At 41.5% G+C, this 16,793-nt stretch carries 7 protein-coding genes; 5 read left to right on the top strand and 2 right to left on the bottom strand.

Annotation, left to right across the window (positions count from 1 at the left end):
- The first annotated feature begins 237 nt into the window (after positions 1–237).
- The 5 genes from RMY64_RS17310 to RMY64_RS17290 all read left to right on the top strand — a co-directional run bounded on the left by RMY64_RS17310 (position 238) and on the right by RMY64_RS17290 (position 10,366).
- On the top strand, positions 238–7,485 hold the full coding sequence (locus RMY64_RS17310) for a putative Ig domain-containing protein (RefSeq protein WP_322700697.1): 7,248 nt from the start codon (positions 238–240) through the stop codon (positions 7,483–7,485).
- 293 nt (positions 7,486–7,778) lie between these two features.
- Entirely contained in the window at positions 7,779–8,168 is a 390-nt protein-coding gene (locus RMY64_RS17305; protein WP_322682617.1) for a DUF1499 domain-containing protein, read from the top strand.
- A gap of 270 nt (positions 8,169–8,438) precedes the next feature.
- Positions 8,439–9,104: a DUF1345 domain-containing protein gene (locus RMY64_RS17300; protein WP_322700696.1), complete on the top strand. Its 666-nt coding sequence runs from the start codon at positions 8,439–8,441 to the stop codon at positions 9,102–9,104.
- Between the two features lie 115 nt (positions 9,105–9,219).
- Complete coding sequence (locus RMY64_RS17295; protein WP_322700695.1) at positions 9,220–9,465, top strand: ChaB family protein; 246 nt, start codon at positions 9,220–9,222, stop codon at positions 9,463–9,465.
- Positions 9,466–9,799: 334 nt separating this feature from the next.
- Positions 9,800–10,366, top strand: a complete 567-nt coding sequence (locus tag RMY64_RS17290; RefSeq protein ID WP_322700694.1) for a GNAT family N-acetyltransferase — start codon at positions 9,800–9,802, stop codon at positions 10,364–10,366.
- An 18-nt stretch (positions 10,367–10,384) separates the two neighbouring features.
- On the opposite strand, the gene RMY64_RS17285 is transcribed toward RMY64_RS17290, so the two are convergent.
- Complete coding sequence (locus RMY64_RS17285; RefSeq protein WP_322700693.1) at positions 10,385–10,867, bottom strand: cupin domain-containing protein; 483 nt, start codon at positions 10,865–10,867, stop codon at positions 10,385–10,387.
- A gap of 561 nt (positions 10,868–11,428) precedes the next feature.
- Complete coding sequence (locus RMY64_RS17280) at positions 11,429–16,471, bottom strand: PAS domain S-box protein (protein ID WP_322700692.1); 5,043 nt, start codon at positions 16,469–16,471, stop codon at positions 11,429–11,431.
- Between the last annotated feature and the right edge of the window lie 322 nt (positions 16,472–16,793).

Raw genomic sequence — 16,793 nt, 5'->3', positions numbered from 1 at the left:
GCTAAATCATCTCGCAAATATGCAACGTCGGTATATAGATGTTTACTGAGTTTTTTTATCAAAAGTTTCAGCTACTTTCTATGCCCAAAATTTCTAAATCTTCATTAATTAAACTAGTGGATTTACCGAGGGAAAGGATTTATTTTATTCCTAAATTGAAAGTGAAAGCAACTACAAGAAACGATCTGCAAAAAGTTTCATTTTAGCTGAATATCAGGGATTTACTCTTGGAAAATTATGATAAAGCATAGTAGCAATAAAAATTTTACTATACACAAAATATCTAACAGCATTAATATTAAACCAACTTTAGACTTGTATCCTACTCGCCTAGTTTTTATTGACCCACAGGTTGATGACTACCAAAGTCTGGTGATGGGTGTATTACCAGATACCTCAGTTGTAGTCTTAGATGCCAACCAAGATGGCATTGAGCAAATTAGTCAAGTGCTAGAGTCTCATCAGAAAGTCAATAGTCTGCACATTGTTTCCCACGGCGCACCTGGGTACATCTATTTGGGCAACAGTCAACTCAACAACGAAACACTCAATCGTTACGCAGCCCAACTTATGGGTTGGGCAAATGCTTTGGGTGAAGACGCACAACTACTGCTATATGGTTGCAAAGTCGCTCAAACCGAGCCAGGTGTATTGTTTATACGCTGTCTGAGCGAATTGACAGGTGCAGTAGTAGCTGCCTCTGATGACTTGACAGGGAGTGCTGCATTAGGTGGTGATTGGGAACTGGAGGTTTCTACAGCACCTATTGTTCCTCGTTTAGCGTTTCGGCATGAAGTAATAACAGCGTACGCTTCAATTCTATCTGTAGTTCTCGATCCCAGCTTTGATAGTGATGGCAAGGTCACTACTGATATTGGTACTAATACCAGTGACATTGCTAGAAGCATTGTCATACAAGACGATGGCAAGATTCTGGTAGCGGGAGTGAGTAATAATAACTTTGCTGTAGTACGTTACAACAGCAATGGTAGTCTCGACACTAACTTTGATAGTGATGGCAAAGTCACTACTGACTTCGGCAATACTGACATAGCCTACAGCATTGCCCTGCAAGACGATGGCAAGATTCTGGTAGCGGGAGCGAGTAGTAGTAACTTTGCTGTGGTACGTTACAACAGCAATGGTAGTCTCGACACCAGCTTTGGTACTGCTGGCAAGGTAATTACTAACTTGGGCGGTACTGACATAGCCTACAGCATTGCCCTGCAAGACGATGGCAAGATTCTGGTAGCGGGAGCGAGTAGTAGTAACTTTGCTGTGGTACGTTACAACAGCAATGGTAGTCTCGACACCAGCTTTGGTACTGCTGGCAAGGTAATTACTAACTTGGGCGGTACTGACATAGCCTACAGCATTGCCCTGCAAGACGATGGCAAGATTCTGTTAGCGGGAGTGAGTAGTAGTAACTTTGCTGTAGTACGTTACGACAGCAATGGAAGTCTTGACACCAGCTTTGGTACTGCTGGCAAGGTCATTACTGATATTGGTACTAATACCACAGACACCGCCTACAGCATTGCCCTGCAAGATGATGGCAAGATTCTGTTAGCGGGAGTGAGTACTAATAACTTTGCTGTAGTACGTTACGACAGCAATGGAAGTCTCGACACCAGCTTTGGTACTGCTGGCAAGGTCATTACTAACTTGGGCGGTACTGACATAGCTTACAGCGTTAGCGTGCAAGCTAATGGCAAAATTATTGTGGCGGGTTCGAGTAACAATAACTTTGCTTTAGTACGTTACAACAGCAATGGTACTCTTGACACTGATTTCAACACTACTGGCATTATCACTACTGATATCGGCACAAAGACTACTGATAATGCCTATGCTCTCACCCAACACGATGGTACGATAATAGTCGCGGGAATAAGCGCCAATAACTTTGCTGTGGCACGTTACAGGGTTAACCAAAATCCAGTACTAGTGAAGGAAATCGCAGACAAAGAGACTCCAGAAGACATAAATTTCAACTTCACAATCTCAGATAGCTTCCAAGATCAAGATCCTGAAGACACTCTCGCTTACACTGCCACTCTCGAAAATGGTGACTCTCTACCGAGTTGGTTGAGTTTTAATGCTGCAACCAAAACCTTCAGTGGCACTCCCTTAAATGCAAACGTGGGTAGCTTAAACATTAAAGTTACTGCCACAGATACTTATCTTGCTCAAATCAGTGATGTGTTTACACTCACTGTTAACAACACCAACGATGCGCCAGAGGTGGCGAATGAAATTGCTAACCAACAAGCAACAGAAGATACAGTTTTCACCTTCATTATCCCAGACAACACCTTTAAGGATGTTGATGCTGGCGACACTCTCACCTACACTGCCACTCTCGAAAATGGTGACTCTCTACCGAGTTGGTTGAGTTTTAATGCTGCAACCAAAACCTTCAGTGGCACTCCCTTAAATGCAAACGTGGGTAGCTTAAACATTAAAGTTACTGCCACAGATACTTATCTTGCTCAAATCAGTGATGTGTTTACACTCACTGTTAACAACACCAACGATGCGCCAGAGGTGGCGAATGAAATTGCTAACCAACAAGCAACAGAAGATACAGTTTTCACCTTCATTATCCCAGACAACACCTTTAAGGATGTTGATGCTGGCGACACTCTCACCTACACTGCCACTCTCGAAAACGGCGACTCTCTACCGAGTTGGTTAACCTTCAATGCTGCTACCAAAACCTTTAATGGCACTCCCTTAAATGCAAACGTGGGTAGCTTAAACATTAAAGTTACTGCCACAGATACTTATCTTGCTCAAATCAGTGATGTGTTTACACTCACTGTTAACAACACCAACGATGCGCCAGAGGTGGCGAATGAAATTGCTAACCAACAAGCAACAGAAGATACAGTTTTCACCTTCATTATCCCAGACAACACCTTTAAGGATGTTGATGCTGGCGACACTCTCACCTACACTGCCACTCTCGAAAACGGCGACTCTCTACCGAGTTGGTTAACCTTCAATGCTGCAACCAAAACCTTCAGTGGCACTCCCTTAAATGCAAACGTGGGTAGCTTAAACATTAAAGTTACTGCCACAGATACTTATCTTGCTCAAATCAGTGATGTGTTTACACTCACTGTTAACAACACCAACGATGCGCCAGAGGTGGCGAATGAAATTGCTAACCAACAAGCAACAGAAGATACAGTTTTCACCTTCATTATCCCAGACAACACCTTTAAGGATGTTGATGCTGGCGACACTCTCACCTACACTGCCACTCTCGAAAACGGCGACTCTCTACCGAGTTGGTTAACCTTCAATGCTGCAACCAAAACCTTCAGTGGCACTCCCTTAAATGCAAACGTGGGTAGCTTAAACATTAAAGTTACTGCCACAGATACTTATCTTGCTCAAATCAGTGATGTGTTTACACTCACTGTTAACAACACCAACGATGCGCCAGAGGTGGCGAATGAAATTGCTAACCAACAAGCAACAGAAGATACAGTTTTCACCTTCATTATCCCAGACAACACCTTTAAGGATGTTGATGCTGGCGACACTCTCACCTACACTGCCACTCTCGAAAACGGCGACTCTCTACCGAGTTGGTTAACCTTCAATGCTGCAACCAAAACCTTCAGTGGCACTCCCTTAAATGCAAACGTGGGTAGCTTAAACATTAAAGTTACTGCCACAGATACTTATCTTGCTCAAATCAGTGATGTGTTTACACTCACTGTTAACAACACCAACGATGCGCCAGAGGTGGCGAATGAAATTGCTAACCAACAAGCAACAGAAGATACAGTTTTCACCTTCATTATCCCAGACAACACCTTTAAGGATGTTGATGCTGGCGACACTCTCACCTACACTGCCACTCTCGAAAACGGCGACTCTCTACCGAGTTGGTTAACCTTCAATGCTGCTACCAAAACCTTTAATGGCACTCCCTTAAATGCAAACGTGGGTAGCTTAAACATTAAAGTTACTGCCACAGATACTTATCTTGCTCAAATCAGTGATGTGTTTACACTCACTGTTAACAACACCAACGATGCGCCAGAGGTGGCGAATGAAATTGCTAACCAACAAGCAACAGAAGATACAGTTTTCACCTTCATTATCCCAGACAACACCTTTAAGGATGTTGATGCTGGCGACACTCTCACCTACACTGCCACTCTCGAAAATGGTGACTCTCTACCGAGTTGGTTGAGTTTTAATGCTGCAACCAAAACCTTCAGTGGCACTCCCTTAAATGCAAACGTGGGTAGCTTAAACATTAAAGTTACTGCCACAGATACTTATCTTGCTCAAATCAGTGATGTGTTTACACTCACTGTTAACAACACCAACGATGCGCCAGAGGTGGCGAATGAAATTGCTAACCAACAAGCAACAGAAGATACAGTTTTCACCTTCATTATCCCAGACAACACCTTTAAGGATGTTGATGCTGGCGACACTCTCACCTACACTGCCACTCTCGAAAACGGCGACTCTCTACCGAGTTGGTTAACCTTCAATGCTGCAACCAAAACCTTCAGTGGCACTCCCTTAAATGCAAACGTGGGTAGCTTAAACATTAAAGTTACTGCCACAGATACTTATCTTGCTCAAATCAGTGATGTGTTTACACTCACTGTTAACAACACCAACGATGCGCCAGAGGTGGCGAATGAAATTGCTAACCAACAAGCAACAGAAGATACAGTTTTCACCTTCATTATCCCAGACAACACCTTTAAGGATGTTGATGCTGGCGACACTCTCACCTACACTGCCACTCTCGAAAACGGCGACTCTCTACCGAGTTGGTTAACCTTCAATGCTGCAACCAAAACCTTCAGTGGCACTCCCTTAAATGCAAACGTGGGTAGCTTAAACATTAAAGTTACTGCCACAGATACTTATCTTGCTCAAATCAGTGATGTGTTTACACTCACTGTTAACAACACCAACGATGCGCCAGAGGTGGCGAATGAAATTGCTAACCAACAAGCAACAGAAGATACAGTTTTCACCTTCATTATCCCAGACAACACCTTTAAGGATGTTGATGCTGGCGACACTCTCACCTACACTGCCACTCTCGAAAACGGCGACTCTCTACCGAGTTGGTTAACCTTCAATGCTGCAACCAAAACCTTCAGTGGCACTCCCTTAAATGCAAACGTGGGTAGCTTAAACATTAAAGTTACTGCCACAGATACTTATCTTGCTCAAATCAGTGATGTGTTTACACTCACTGTTAACAACACCAACGATGCGCCAGAGGTGGCGAATGAAATTGCTAACCAACAAGCAACAGAAGATACAGTTTTCACCTTCATTATCCCAGACAACACCTTTAAGGATGTTGATGCTGGCGACACTCTCACCTACACTGCCACTCTCGAAAACGGCGACTCTCTACCGAGTTGGTTAACCTTCAATGCTGCTACCAAAACCTTTAATGGCACTCCCTTAAATGCAGATGTGAGTAACTTCAACATTAAAGTTACTGCTAGGGATATTTTTGGGGTTGAAGTCAGTGATGATTTTGCACTTACTGTTAAGAACGTTAACGATGCACCAGAGTTAGTTAAGGCGATCGCTAATCGAAAGGTACTCATAAATACGCAGTTCAATTTTACGATCCCAGAAAATACCTTCATTGATATTGATGCTGGCGATAGCCTCACCTACACTGCTACTCTCGAAAACGGCGATTTACTGCCCAGTTGGCTAACTTTTAATTCTGCTACCCGGAACTTTAGTGGTACTCCAACGATGGAGAATTTGGGTAATCAGAATATCAAAGTCACTGTCAAGGATATTTCTGGGGATGAAGTCAGTGATGTGTTTGTATTGACAGTTGCTAAGTTCAATAGTGCGCCAATTGTAGATCGGGCGATCGCTGACCAAAAGGCCACAGCAAAAACTACTTTTAACTTCACCATTCCTGAAAACACTTTTAGCGATGTGGATCTTGAAGATACCCTAACCTACACTGCTACCTTAGACAATGGCGATCCACTACCTAGTTGGTTAAGCTTCAATGCTAACGAGCTTACCTTCAGCGGCACTCCTACGAATGATAATGTGGGTAGCTTAAACATTAAAGTCACCGCCACAGATCCAGCTCTTGCTGAAATTAGTGATGTATTTGCACTCACAATTGCTAAAGCTAACAATCCACCAATTGTAGAGCAGGCGATCGCTGACCAAAAAGTTACGGCAGAAACTACCTTTAACTTCACCATCCCTGAAAACACCTTTAGCGATGTAGATATTGAAGATACGCTAACCTATACTGCTACCTTAGACAACGGCGACCCACTACCCAGTTGGTTAAGCTTCAATCCTAATAAGCATACTTTCAGCGGCGTCCCTACGAATAATAACTTGGGTAGCTTAAACATCAAAGTTACCGCCAAGGATTCGGTTGGGGCTGAAATTAGTGATGTGTTTGCACTTACCGTTGCTCAAGGGATTACTGCTGAGACTGAATCAACCAGCCTACTTACAAGAATTACAGGTGATATCTTTACTATAAGAAATCAAGTTAACGGTGAAAAAGCCAAACTCTCAGTCAAGATAAAAAGCAACACCTCTGAAGAAGTCAATGAACTGGGTGTATTTGTCGTTGACGATGCAGAAGGTAGGATTAATGGCGTAGCCCCTGGTGCTGCAAATTACACCGAACTAGCTCTCCAACGGGCAACAGTGCTTCTTTCATCTCTTGCCAAACTACCGAATGGTTTTAATCCCACTGACCTCAGCAGGCTACTGGAATTCAATTCTGAGAGCAACCTAAGATTTTATTTAATCCGTAGCAGCACTACTCAGGCGGTGCTATCTGGACAAACCCCGTTTTCTCAGGTGCTTTTTTCCTCAGATACGAATGTGGACGATACAGGGTTCTCTCTCAACTTCCAGAATTTGGTTGTCAAGATTGCAGCAACAGAGCAAGATCCACCTCTAGGTACTGGTCTTCAAGGAAAATATGAACCCGAACTAATTGATTTACGGGATGTGAAACAATTGGTGAAAGCCGAATTTGTAGTTCATAGAGAAGCAGCTTTTAACAACTTTGTCGGCTTTTATCAGATAACTGATGAGAATGGTGGCATCGATACCAATGGCGATGGTACAGCAGATGTGCTGGTTGGACAGGCGGGTTATACTCAGGCAGCTATTAGTCACCGTGTCGCTGGTATTGATTTGAGTGTAGCTAACGAAGGTACAGCAACTTTCACAGGTAATTTCCAACCTGGTGCTATTTTCGTCCCATTTATCATCGTTAATGCCGGGACTGATGCAATTCTTGATAGCAATACCAATAACGATCCGGCAGTTTACTTCTCCTTCTTGGGTGCTAACACTGACAAAGCAGATCATATTCGCCTATTAGGGAATAACGCTTTTGGCTTTGAGGATTTGGCTAATGGCGGCGATCGAGATTACAACGATTTGATTGTCCGAGTTAATTTGAGTATCGCCTAGTCTGAAGTAACTTGGTATAGGTGTAATATAGCCTGTAAGCTTTATTGAGCAAAGAATACAGGTTTTTTTTATGAAAAATTGTAGGTTGGGTAAAGCAAGGCGCAACCTAACAAAGTTATGAAAATGTTGGGTTTTTGGCGCTAACCCAAGCGTATTGAATCATAAAGAGCGATCGCATCACCGATGTTTTAGTGAATCTGTCATTTGCTAGAAGATGCGATTACGCCAAAATATTACAGTGATTCAAACAAATGTGTGAGAGTATATTTATTCACTCACCCGGAGACATAATTATGGTTTTTGCTGGCAAACGACCAAATAATTTAGGTATTAGCAACGGGAAATTAACACCCTGTCCTAATTCCCCCAATTGCGTTTCTAGTCAGAGTACAGATGCATCTCATCAAATTGCACCACTGACTTTTACATCTACTCCAGAACAAGCGATTACTAATCTTAAACAGATTATTGAGTCTTTACCAAGAACCAAAATCATTACTGAAAGTAAAGATTATTTATATGCAGAATTTAAAAGTGCTTTACTGGGATTTGTCGATGATGTAGAATTCTATCTAGACCGGACTGCAAATCTTATCCATGTGCGTTCAGCTTCACGTTTAGGTCAAAGCGATTTGGGTGTTAATCGTAAACGCATAGAGACGATTAGAGCCAAGTTCCAATAATTTTTAATTGAACTAAGGGCTGGAGATTAAAGACTGGGAAGATAAAAAAGTAGTTGGACAAAATTAATTACACAATGTCATTGCAAGTGAGACATTTGCAGAGTATTGGATTGATTCACTGAGTTTGCAATGGTTGTAAATATTTTTGTCCATCTACTTATGTGGATTCAAACCCTAGTAAAATCTGGAATGACGATTGTGTAATGTGGTGTAGTGTTTCACCACAAGTTATGAATTACGAATTAGTTAAACTCTGCGATCGCAATATTTGTGAAACTTAATTTATTTAAAAACTTTGATTCTCGACCCCGATTAATTATTGCTACCGGACTCGCTGTATTAGTTTCAGTAATCTTGCCGCATTCTCTGCACTTACCTACTCGCATTCTCTGTGCTTGGAACTCCGGTATTGACTTTTTCTTAGCAATAACGTGGTGGAAAATGATTAAGGCTAACCCAGAAAAAATTCGCCGTTATGCTGAGAGTGAATATGAAGGACATTTGGCTATATTTATGCTGGTAATTGCTGCGGCTTGTGCGAGTGTTTTAGCTATTGGGTTTTTACTTGATAAAAAAGGATTGTCAATAATTCAGCTTACCCTACACGTTGTACTTTCAATTATGACCATTATCGGTTCCTGGTTATTAGTGCATACGATGTTTGCAGTGCAATATGCGCACAGTTATTATAAATATATTAATCATAATCATAGTGAAGAAATCACTAGAGGTTTAGATTTTCCTCATAACGACTATCCAGACTACTGGGAATTTTTATATTATTCATTTGTAGTCGGCATGACCAGTCAAGTTTCAGATGTGCAGACAACATCACCCGGTATGAGACGCTTGACTCTGTTACATGGCATATTATCTTTCTTTTTCAATACCACAATTTTAGCTATGAGTATTAACATTATTGCATCGCTGATTTAAAAATTGTTTGACTCAGCCAAAAGTATGATTATTTGCTTCTCTACTTAGAGAAGGAGGAAATTAGATTACCTGTTCTTTAGCATGGACTCAAGTTGAGATAATTCGGAGTAAGTTCATGCCTTATAACAAAATAGATGAATTAACGGAAGAAATCAAAGGACAACTGCCTGAACACGCACAACAGATTTTTATTGCGGCATTTAATGCTGCTGAAAGTGATGGTTCGAGTGAAGAGGGTGCGCGTGATATTGCCTGGAATAGTGTAAAAAATGAATACGAACCAGGCAATGATGGTAAATGGCAGAGAAAGCCTGAAGACACTGCGATACATAATAAAGCTGTTGTATCTGGTGGGAACTAAATAAATCTCACCTGTGGATAACTATCTAATCTCAAGGGTCTTATAAGGGTTTAAGGGGAATTTTATTCTTAGAAAACAGAGATAAAATTCCTCTTTTTTTCAAAACTTATGTCAAAATATAGATATTTTTAATGACTTATAGGACTCATATTTGATTTCTGAAAAAACTCAGTACACCTTTATTCCTATCTTCCCAGTCCCCATTACCCCTTATCCCCAGAGGGGGCCCCACCATCCCCAGTCCCTAGTCCCCGATCCTTACGAGTAATCAGGAATCAAATAGGATTGCTATATATTAATAGGTGCTATAAAAAATATTCTATTTATACAAGATATGCTGATTCAAAAAGACGAAATATCTATTCGTCTCATGCAAGATGAAATGTATGATTATGAGTTGATGGCAAAATGGTTAACTAATGCAAAAGTTTTAGAATTTTATGAAGGAAGAGATAATTTTTTCCCTTTAGAAAGAATTATAGAAACGTACAAACCGATGGTTAGGGGAGATGAGGCGGTTATTGCTTGCCTCCTCTACTATCAAAATATTCCCATTGGTTATTTGCAGTATTGTACACTCAATGATTTATCGGAAACTGATAGACAATTGTATCATCTTGATCAAACCGATCGTGTCTATGCGATTGACTTGTTCATCGGCGAAACCGACTATTGGAACAAGGGAATTGGTACAAAAATGCTATCAGTATTTATCAACTATCTTTTTGAACAGTGTCAAGCTCAGAAAATTGTCATAGATCCGCACGTTGACAATTATCGTGCTATTCGCTGTTATGAAAAATGTGGTTTTGTGAAAGTAAAGCTATTGCCAACACATGAACTGCATGAAGGAGAATACTCAGATTGTTGGCTCATGGCAATAGAGCCAAAGAAATCATGAGGAAATGCATTCTACCTGTTATGCCTTCTTACCTGCTACTGGTTCAGCTATATTTTCCATATCGACCAGATTCCACTTTAAACCTTTGCTCCTATATATACGCTTCTGCAAATTTGGATAATCACCGATATCATGCTCTAGCCTTTGACCAACTACTATGCATTTGAATATAGAATTGCCCGTGTTTTTCAGCTTGTGCGGCTTACCACCAGCACGATATCCAATAAAATCTCCTGCTTTAACTGGATAAACACTTTCTCCAATTGTTGCCTCAGCTTTTCCCTCAAGAATGTATACGCACTCTTCTTCGTGATAGTGCATATGAAGTTCCGTTGATTCACGTCCAGGCTCTACTTCAATGATGTGGAAACCGATATTTTTTAAACCTGTCAAATCCCCTAAAGACTTATTTAGTCTGCGAGCATTGGAGTTGAGAAAATGTGTTTTTTCTAGTCCTTCATAAGACTCAATCTCTTCTTTGGTGACTAAATACTTTTCCATTTCTTGATACCAAGGTGTTAAGAAAATTTGATGGTGAATAAACGAGGGGCCTAAAGATGAATTAAGACGGAAGTTAAAACAGGTTCAAGGGTTCCATCTCAGCAAAAGCGATGCCTACGGTGGTAAACTACGCTTCTATTTGTGGATGGGATTATATCATCACCTCGTTATTAAGTGCAACTTCACAGAAATTGGTATCATTTAATGTCTGACTGGATACCGAGAGTAGTACATGAATTTAGATCGTAAGTACGTTACTCAATTAACTCGCGTGTTCCCAGTCACTAAGTAACTCATGTTGTTGGACTATTTTATAGGATTTACGAAATGGTACTTTGGGAGTACCAATACTCCTACCAGGAAAAGACTGCTTTTTCGTCTTGGTAGGTCTATTTTCTAGGGTTGTTGAACTGAACTGTTGGGTTTTCATTGGTAAATAAATCTCTGATTAAAACCTGAGCATTAATTTATAACATCAATTTGCAAATGGCAAATTTCTAAAGAAAAATAAAAAATATATATTTAATTTCTAAAGGAAAGAAGAGAAATTGAAGAGTTTATTTACTCTGAAGGTGAAGTGCGCCCAATGAGACTAACGATCGCTGCGGCTAAATCTGCTGGATCGACGGGTTTAGGTAGATGTTTTTGAAATCCTGCTGCCATTGCTTGGTTGTAGTTAATTTCTCCTGCATAAGCAGTCAAAGCGATCGCCGGAATTTGTCCGCCTTGCTCTGGTGGTAATTTTCTCACTTCGCCCAGCAACATATAGCCATCCATGAAGGGCATTCCAATATCGCTTAAGAGGATATCTGGCTGGGATTGCACTAATGTTTGCAGCGCTTCATCTGCTGATTCAACTGCTGTCACTGTCGCGCCATATTGTTCCAGCACAAAGCTAAAAAACTCTCGCACATCGGCTTGATCGTCCACAAGCAGGATTTGTACTCCAGCCAGTAATGTCTCGTCAGTACTGAGTTCTGTTTGAGAAGCCTCACTATTTCTAACTCGCAACTGAGAATTTTTGAGCAAAGGTAGTTTAACTGTGAAGGTAGCTCCTTGTCCTTCTCCTGGACTCTCTGCCTGAACTGTGCCACCGTGAAGTTCTACCAGATGACGCACAATTGCCAGTCCCAATCCCAATCCGCCAAATACTCTGGTTGTCTTAGCATCTGCTTGCCGGAAGTAATCAAAGACGTAGGGCAAAAATTCTGGGTTAATTCCTTTACCTGTATCAATTACCTGGATTTGGGCATCTAAACCAACTTGCTCTAGACGCACTTCTACAAGTCCATTCGTAGGTGTGAATTTAACGGCATTGGAGAGGAGATTCCAGATCACTTGTTGCAAGCGATCGCCATCGCCGAGAACTTTGCCGATATCATTACTTAAGATGATTTGAATTTGAATCGATTTGGCTTCTGCTGCTAAACGCACTGTTTCTAATGCAGATGCGATCGCTATTTTCAAATCCACTGCATGGAGATTTAACCTAACCTTACCTTGCAAAATCCGGGAAACATCAAGTAAATCTCCAATCAATTGGGTTTGTAACTTGGCATTCCGCTCGATTGTTTCCAATGCCCGGATTTTAGTAGCTTCGTCGAACTTGCGGGTTCTGAGTAACTTTGCCCACCCTAAAATTGGATTCAAGGGAGTTCGGAGTTCGTGGGAAAGCACAGCGAGAAATTCATCCTTAATCCGGTTGGCTGTCTCGGCTTCTGCCCTGGCAGTCTTTTCAGCTTCGTAAAGTTGAGCGCGGGCGATCGCTTGCGCACACTGTTGTCCCAGTGTCAACATAAATCCCCGGTCTTCTTCATTAAATATTTGTCCAGTAGTAAAGCTTAATCCCAGTGCGCCAATTACTTTTCCTTCTACTACCAAGGGAATGGAAGCCCAGGCATTATTCGCCATAACAGTCACAACATCTGCTAAGTTGGGATATCTAGCAATCATGGCTGCTAAATTTTCTAAAAAAATCGGCTGCCCAGTTCTGACTGTTTCTGCTATTTGGTTAGGTGCTGTAATCGGAAAAGTTGTCAAAGTATTTATCAGCGTTTGCGGATAGCCAATTGCTTGCACAACATTTAGGGTAGTATTTGCCTCAGTAAGTAAGACAACGGAACCACCAGTAGCTTTCAAGGCGGCAATGCCTTGGTTTACCACTACATCAGCTACCTGTTGGGGAGTTAAGGCTTCTGAGAAGGCAGCAGTTATTCTTTGTAAAAGTATGGTGCGATTGACAGACCGTTGAGTTTCCTGGTAGAGTCTGGCGTTGTCGATGGCTGTCGCCGCCCGCCGAGCGATATCTTCTGCTAAAGCCAAGTCTGTTTGTTGGTAGTATCTACCTGACTCGGCGGTAAAAAAAGAGATTGCTCCAAATAATTGCCCGCGGGAACGAACTGGAATCACCATTAGAGAACGAATACCCAAACTTTGCAGTAATTGCAGATGTTCGTTGTCTTCAGACATCTGTAAAAGATGTGAGTCAGATAATTCGGGATAAAAGACAGATATACCTAAGTGTAGCTGCCGTACAAGCTGTTTGGCTTTGGTTCTGGGTCGATAACGCCGACGGATTTGGTCTAAAATGTTTAGTTTTGTGGAATCGGCAATTGCGATCGCAATTTGTTTACTTGACCAATCTTCCTGGAAGACATCTACAATACACAAGTCGGCTAAAGTTGGAACTGCTAGATTTGCCACATTTTCTAAAGTTACTTCATAATCCAATGAGGCAGCTAGTAAGGTGCTGGCTTCGACTAAAAAGTTTTGTGTGGCTTCAATTCGTTTGCGGTGGCTAATATCCTCAATAATCCCTAATGCATACATTGGTTGTCCCTTCGCATTCCAAACTGCTGATGAAGTTAAGTTTGCCCAAACGATAGAACCATCTTTGCGGATGTAGCGCTTCTCTAAGGAATATCCACTAATTTCTTTTGCTAAAACTCGCCGAGCATTTTCCAAATCAACTTCTAAGTCGTCAGGGTGGGTAATTTCCTGAAAGTTCATTTGCATTAACTCTTCATGGCTATACCCAGTAATTTCGCATAGGGCAGGATTAACTTGCAGAAATCGTCCATCCAACCCTACTAGAGTAATACCGACAGCTGCTTGATTGAACATTGCCCGAAACCTTTCTTCGCTTTCTCGCAAAGCAACTTCTGTTTGCTTGGCTGCTGTCACCTCTGCCAAAATAATGCCAATTCCTACCGTTTCACCCATTGCGTTATCAACTGGGTAATAGTTGCCGAGCCAGTAACCGTAACGTCCTAGTTGTCCTCTTGTCTCACCACTGATTTCCATATTCAGTAGGGGTTCTCCAGTATCTAACACGCGCTGTAACTGTGGCTCTAACTCAGCCGCCATCGCTGGCAAAACTTCCCTAAATTTGCATCCTAGATGTTCTTCTATAGTTAAACCGTTAATGTCAGCGAAAACTTGATTAATGCGGATATATCGCAGTTCTCGATCCAAAAAGCATACAGCAATAGGAGCTGCTTCTAGCAGCGCATCTAGAAGAGATAGAGATTCGGCATAATGGACTAAAGCTTGGTGGATGTCTCGATAAAGTTGGGCATTTTCCACTGCTAAGGCAGCACGATGAGTAATCTCTGTTGCTAAAGTTAGGTCAGTGCGATCGTAGCGACGATCCGATCGGGTGTTGATAAAGGTAATACAGCCGAGTATCCGCCCTTTTGCGATTAACGGCACAATCATTACAGACTTCATCCCCAATTGCCGAACAAGTTCTAAGTGTTCCTGATTCTGAGTAGTTGCTACTAATAGCGAGTCAGATACCTCTGAGATCAATTCGCTTTGTCCAGTTTGCAGTACTCTAGTAATTGCACTTGCACCCTTGTAATCTGTCACATACTCCTGAAGTTTACGCGCCAACTCCGCTTTCGATGGGTCTGCATGGGCAATGGGTAGGCGGCGAATGGAACCATCTTCATTTAAAATATCAACGCTACACCAATCAGCTAGCTGAGGAACTGAGATTTTAGCGATTTGTTGTAAGGTTTGTTCATAATCTAACGAAGTAGAGAGTACACTACTAATTTGGGCGATATAGCGCAGCCTTTCCTCAGCTTGCTTGCGCTCTGTAATATCGAGAACAAAAAAAGCTCCTCGATCTACAGTCCCTTCAAAATGGCTACCACCTGCCAAAATCGGCAAGCGTGAGCCGTCTTTACGGATATATTCTTTTTGATATGGTGTGCAAAAGGGGCTGTCTTGAAATTGAGCTAGTGCTTGCTTATCGAGTGGCAGGTATTCTGTAGGAGTCAAGTTTTGCCAGTTAAGTTTTCCAGAAAGTAATTCTTCACGGGTATAACCCACCATATTCAGCAAGGCATCGTTAGCATCTGTAATCCTGCCGTCTCTATGCCAGAAGCCAATACCAATCATGTTTGACTCAACTACGCTGCGAAACTTCGCTTCGCTTTCTTGCAATGCTTGTTCAGTTTGTTTGAGTTGAGTAATATCAATTGAACTAATGCCTACTCCTAATAATTGCCCATCCGGCAAACACACCGGATAATAGCTGACAAGACCATAACGATATACCCCCGGAGGATAGGTTTCACCGCTTACTTCTTGGTTGAGTAAGGGCTGCCTAGTTTTCATCACTTGCTGAAAAATAGGCTCAATTTGCGCTGCCCATTCTGGTAGTACTTCCCTAAAGGTGCGACCAATATGTTGAGTTTGTGGTACACCGTTAATAGCAGCTAGCGCTTCATTCGCATGAATGTAGCGCAGTTCGGGATCGAGAAAAGCCAGCGCCACTGGCGAACTAGTAAGCCAAGCATTGAGTAAAGCCAGAGATTCATCTTTTTGCCCAATAGCTTGTTGAAGTTCCTGGTGCAACCTGACTTTTTCTAGTTCTGCCTGCTTGCGCTCAGTAATATTCACACCTGCACAGGTAAGACCCTGAATGCTATTGTCTACATCCCTTAATGGTTCAACGAGCAAATCGTAGTAAAGGTTTTTTTCACCAATTGTCAGATAAATCTCTTCACGGGTTGAAACACCAGTTTTTAGTACCTTCTGCTTAATTGCCGTTAATTGCGCTGCTACTGAGGCGGTAAATAATTCATCATCAGACTTACCCAGCATTTCTTCAGCAGTTTCTAGACCTTGAGGATTATGAATCCACTGATATCGCAAATTGCGATCCTGCTGAAAGACGACGATATCTGAACTACTTAACGCTAATCGAAATCTTTCTTCACTAACTCTTAGCTTTTGGAGATTTTCATCCGCCCCTGTTTTAGCATTTTTTAATGCCTCACATAAGATACTAAAGAGCAATCCTTGCAATGCAAATAACCCAATTCGCACAGAATTAGATAAATCAAAACTCAGCTCATAAGCTGGAGGTAGAAAGAAGTAATTGCTCAGTAATGCAGACAATAAAGTTGCTAACAACCCTGATTTCAAACCCCCATACCAAGCACTCAACATTACAGCGCTAAAAAATAGTAGAAAAGGAGTATTATTCATGCTTAACCAAGGGTCTAGCATCAACATTAGCACTAATGCTAGTGCGACAATTAATACAACAAGACCATAACGTAGTAACTGAGAATAATGAATATGGGGCATGAAAAGTTTTTGGAAAAACCAATACTCATTGCAGAGGCTGTACATACCCTAAGCTAGTTTTTGATTTTTAGTAACTTATCTACAGATAGATTTTTGTTGAGTTCTAAAAGTTTCTTTTGCTAGAGGTCAATGTTTTAGTTGTCTGATATGCGGGGTGAAAATTTAGCTCGAACCATCAAGATAAATAACACTATTTGGCTAATTTAAAATACTAAATCCAAATACTAGCTAATTTATAACAAAAATTATCGAATAATATAGGACTCCTATTTGATTTTTGAAAAAAACTCAGTACAGCTTTATTCCTTCTTCCCAGTCCCCA

Source organism: Nostoc sp. DedQUE08 (genome assembly GCF_034530895.1).
Taxonomy (GTDB): Bacteria; Cyanobacteriota; Cyanobacteriia; order Cyanobacteriales; family Nostocaceae; genus Nostoc.
The sequence above is the reverse complement of the archived record's forward strand: the minus strand, read 5'-3'. Positions and strand labels throughout refer to the sequence as shown.

Coding starts and splice junctions, on each gene's coding strand:
- RMY64_RS17310 (WP_322700697.1), top strand. CDS start 238: ATGATAAAGCATAGTAGCAATAAAAATTTTACTATACACAAAATATCT.
- RMY64_RS17305 (WP_322682617.1), top strand. CDS start 7,779: ATGGTTTTTGCTGGCAAACGACCAAATAATTTAGGTATTAGCAACGGG.
- RMY64_RS17295 (WP_322700695.1), top strand. CDS start 9,220: ATGCCTTATAACAAAATAGATGAATTAACGGAAGAAATCAAAGGACAA.
- RMY64_RS17290 (WP_322700694.1), top strand. CDS start 9,800: ATGCTGATTCAAAAAGACGAAATATCTATTCGTCTCATGCAAGATGAA.
- RMY64_RS17285 (WP_322700693.1), bottom strand. CDS start 10,867: ATGGAAAAGTATTTAGTCACCAAAGAAGAGATTGAGTCTTATGAAGGA.
- RMY64_RS17280 (WP_322700692.1), bottom strand. CDS start 16,471: ATGCCCCATATTCATTATTCTCAGTTACTACGTTATGGTCTTGTTGTA.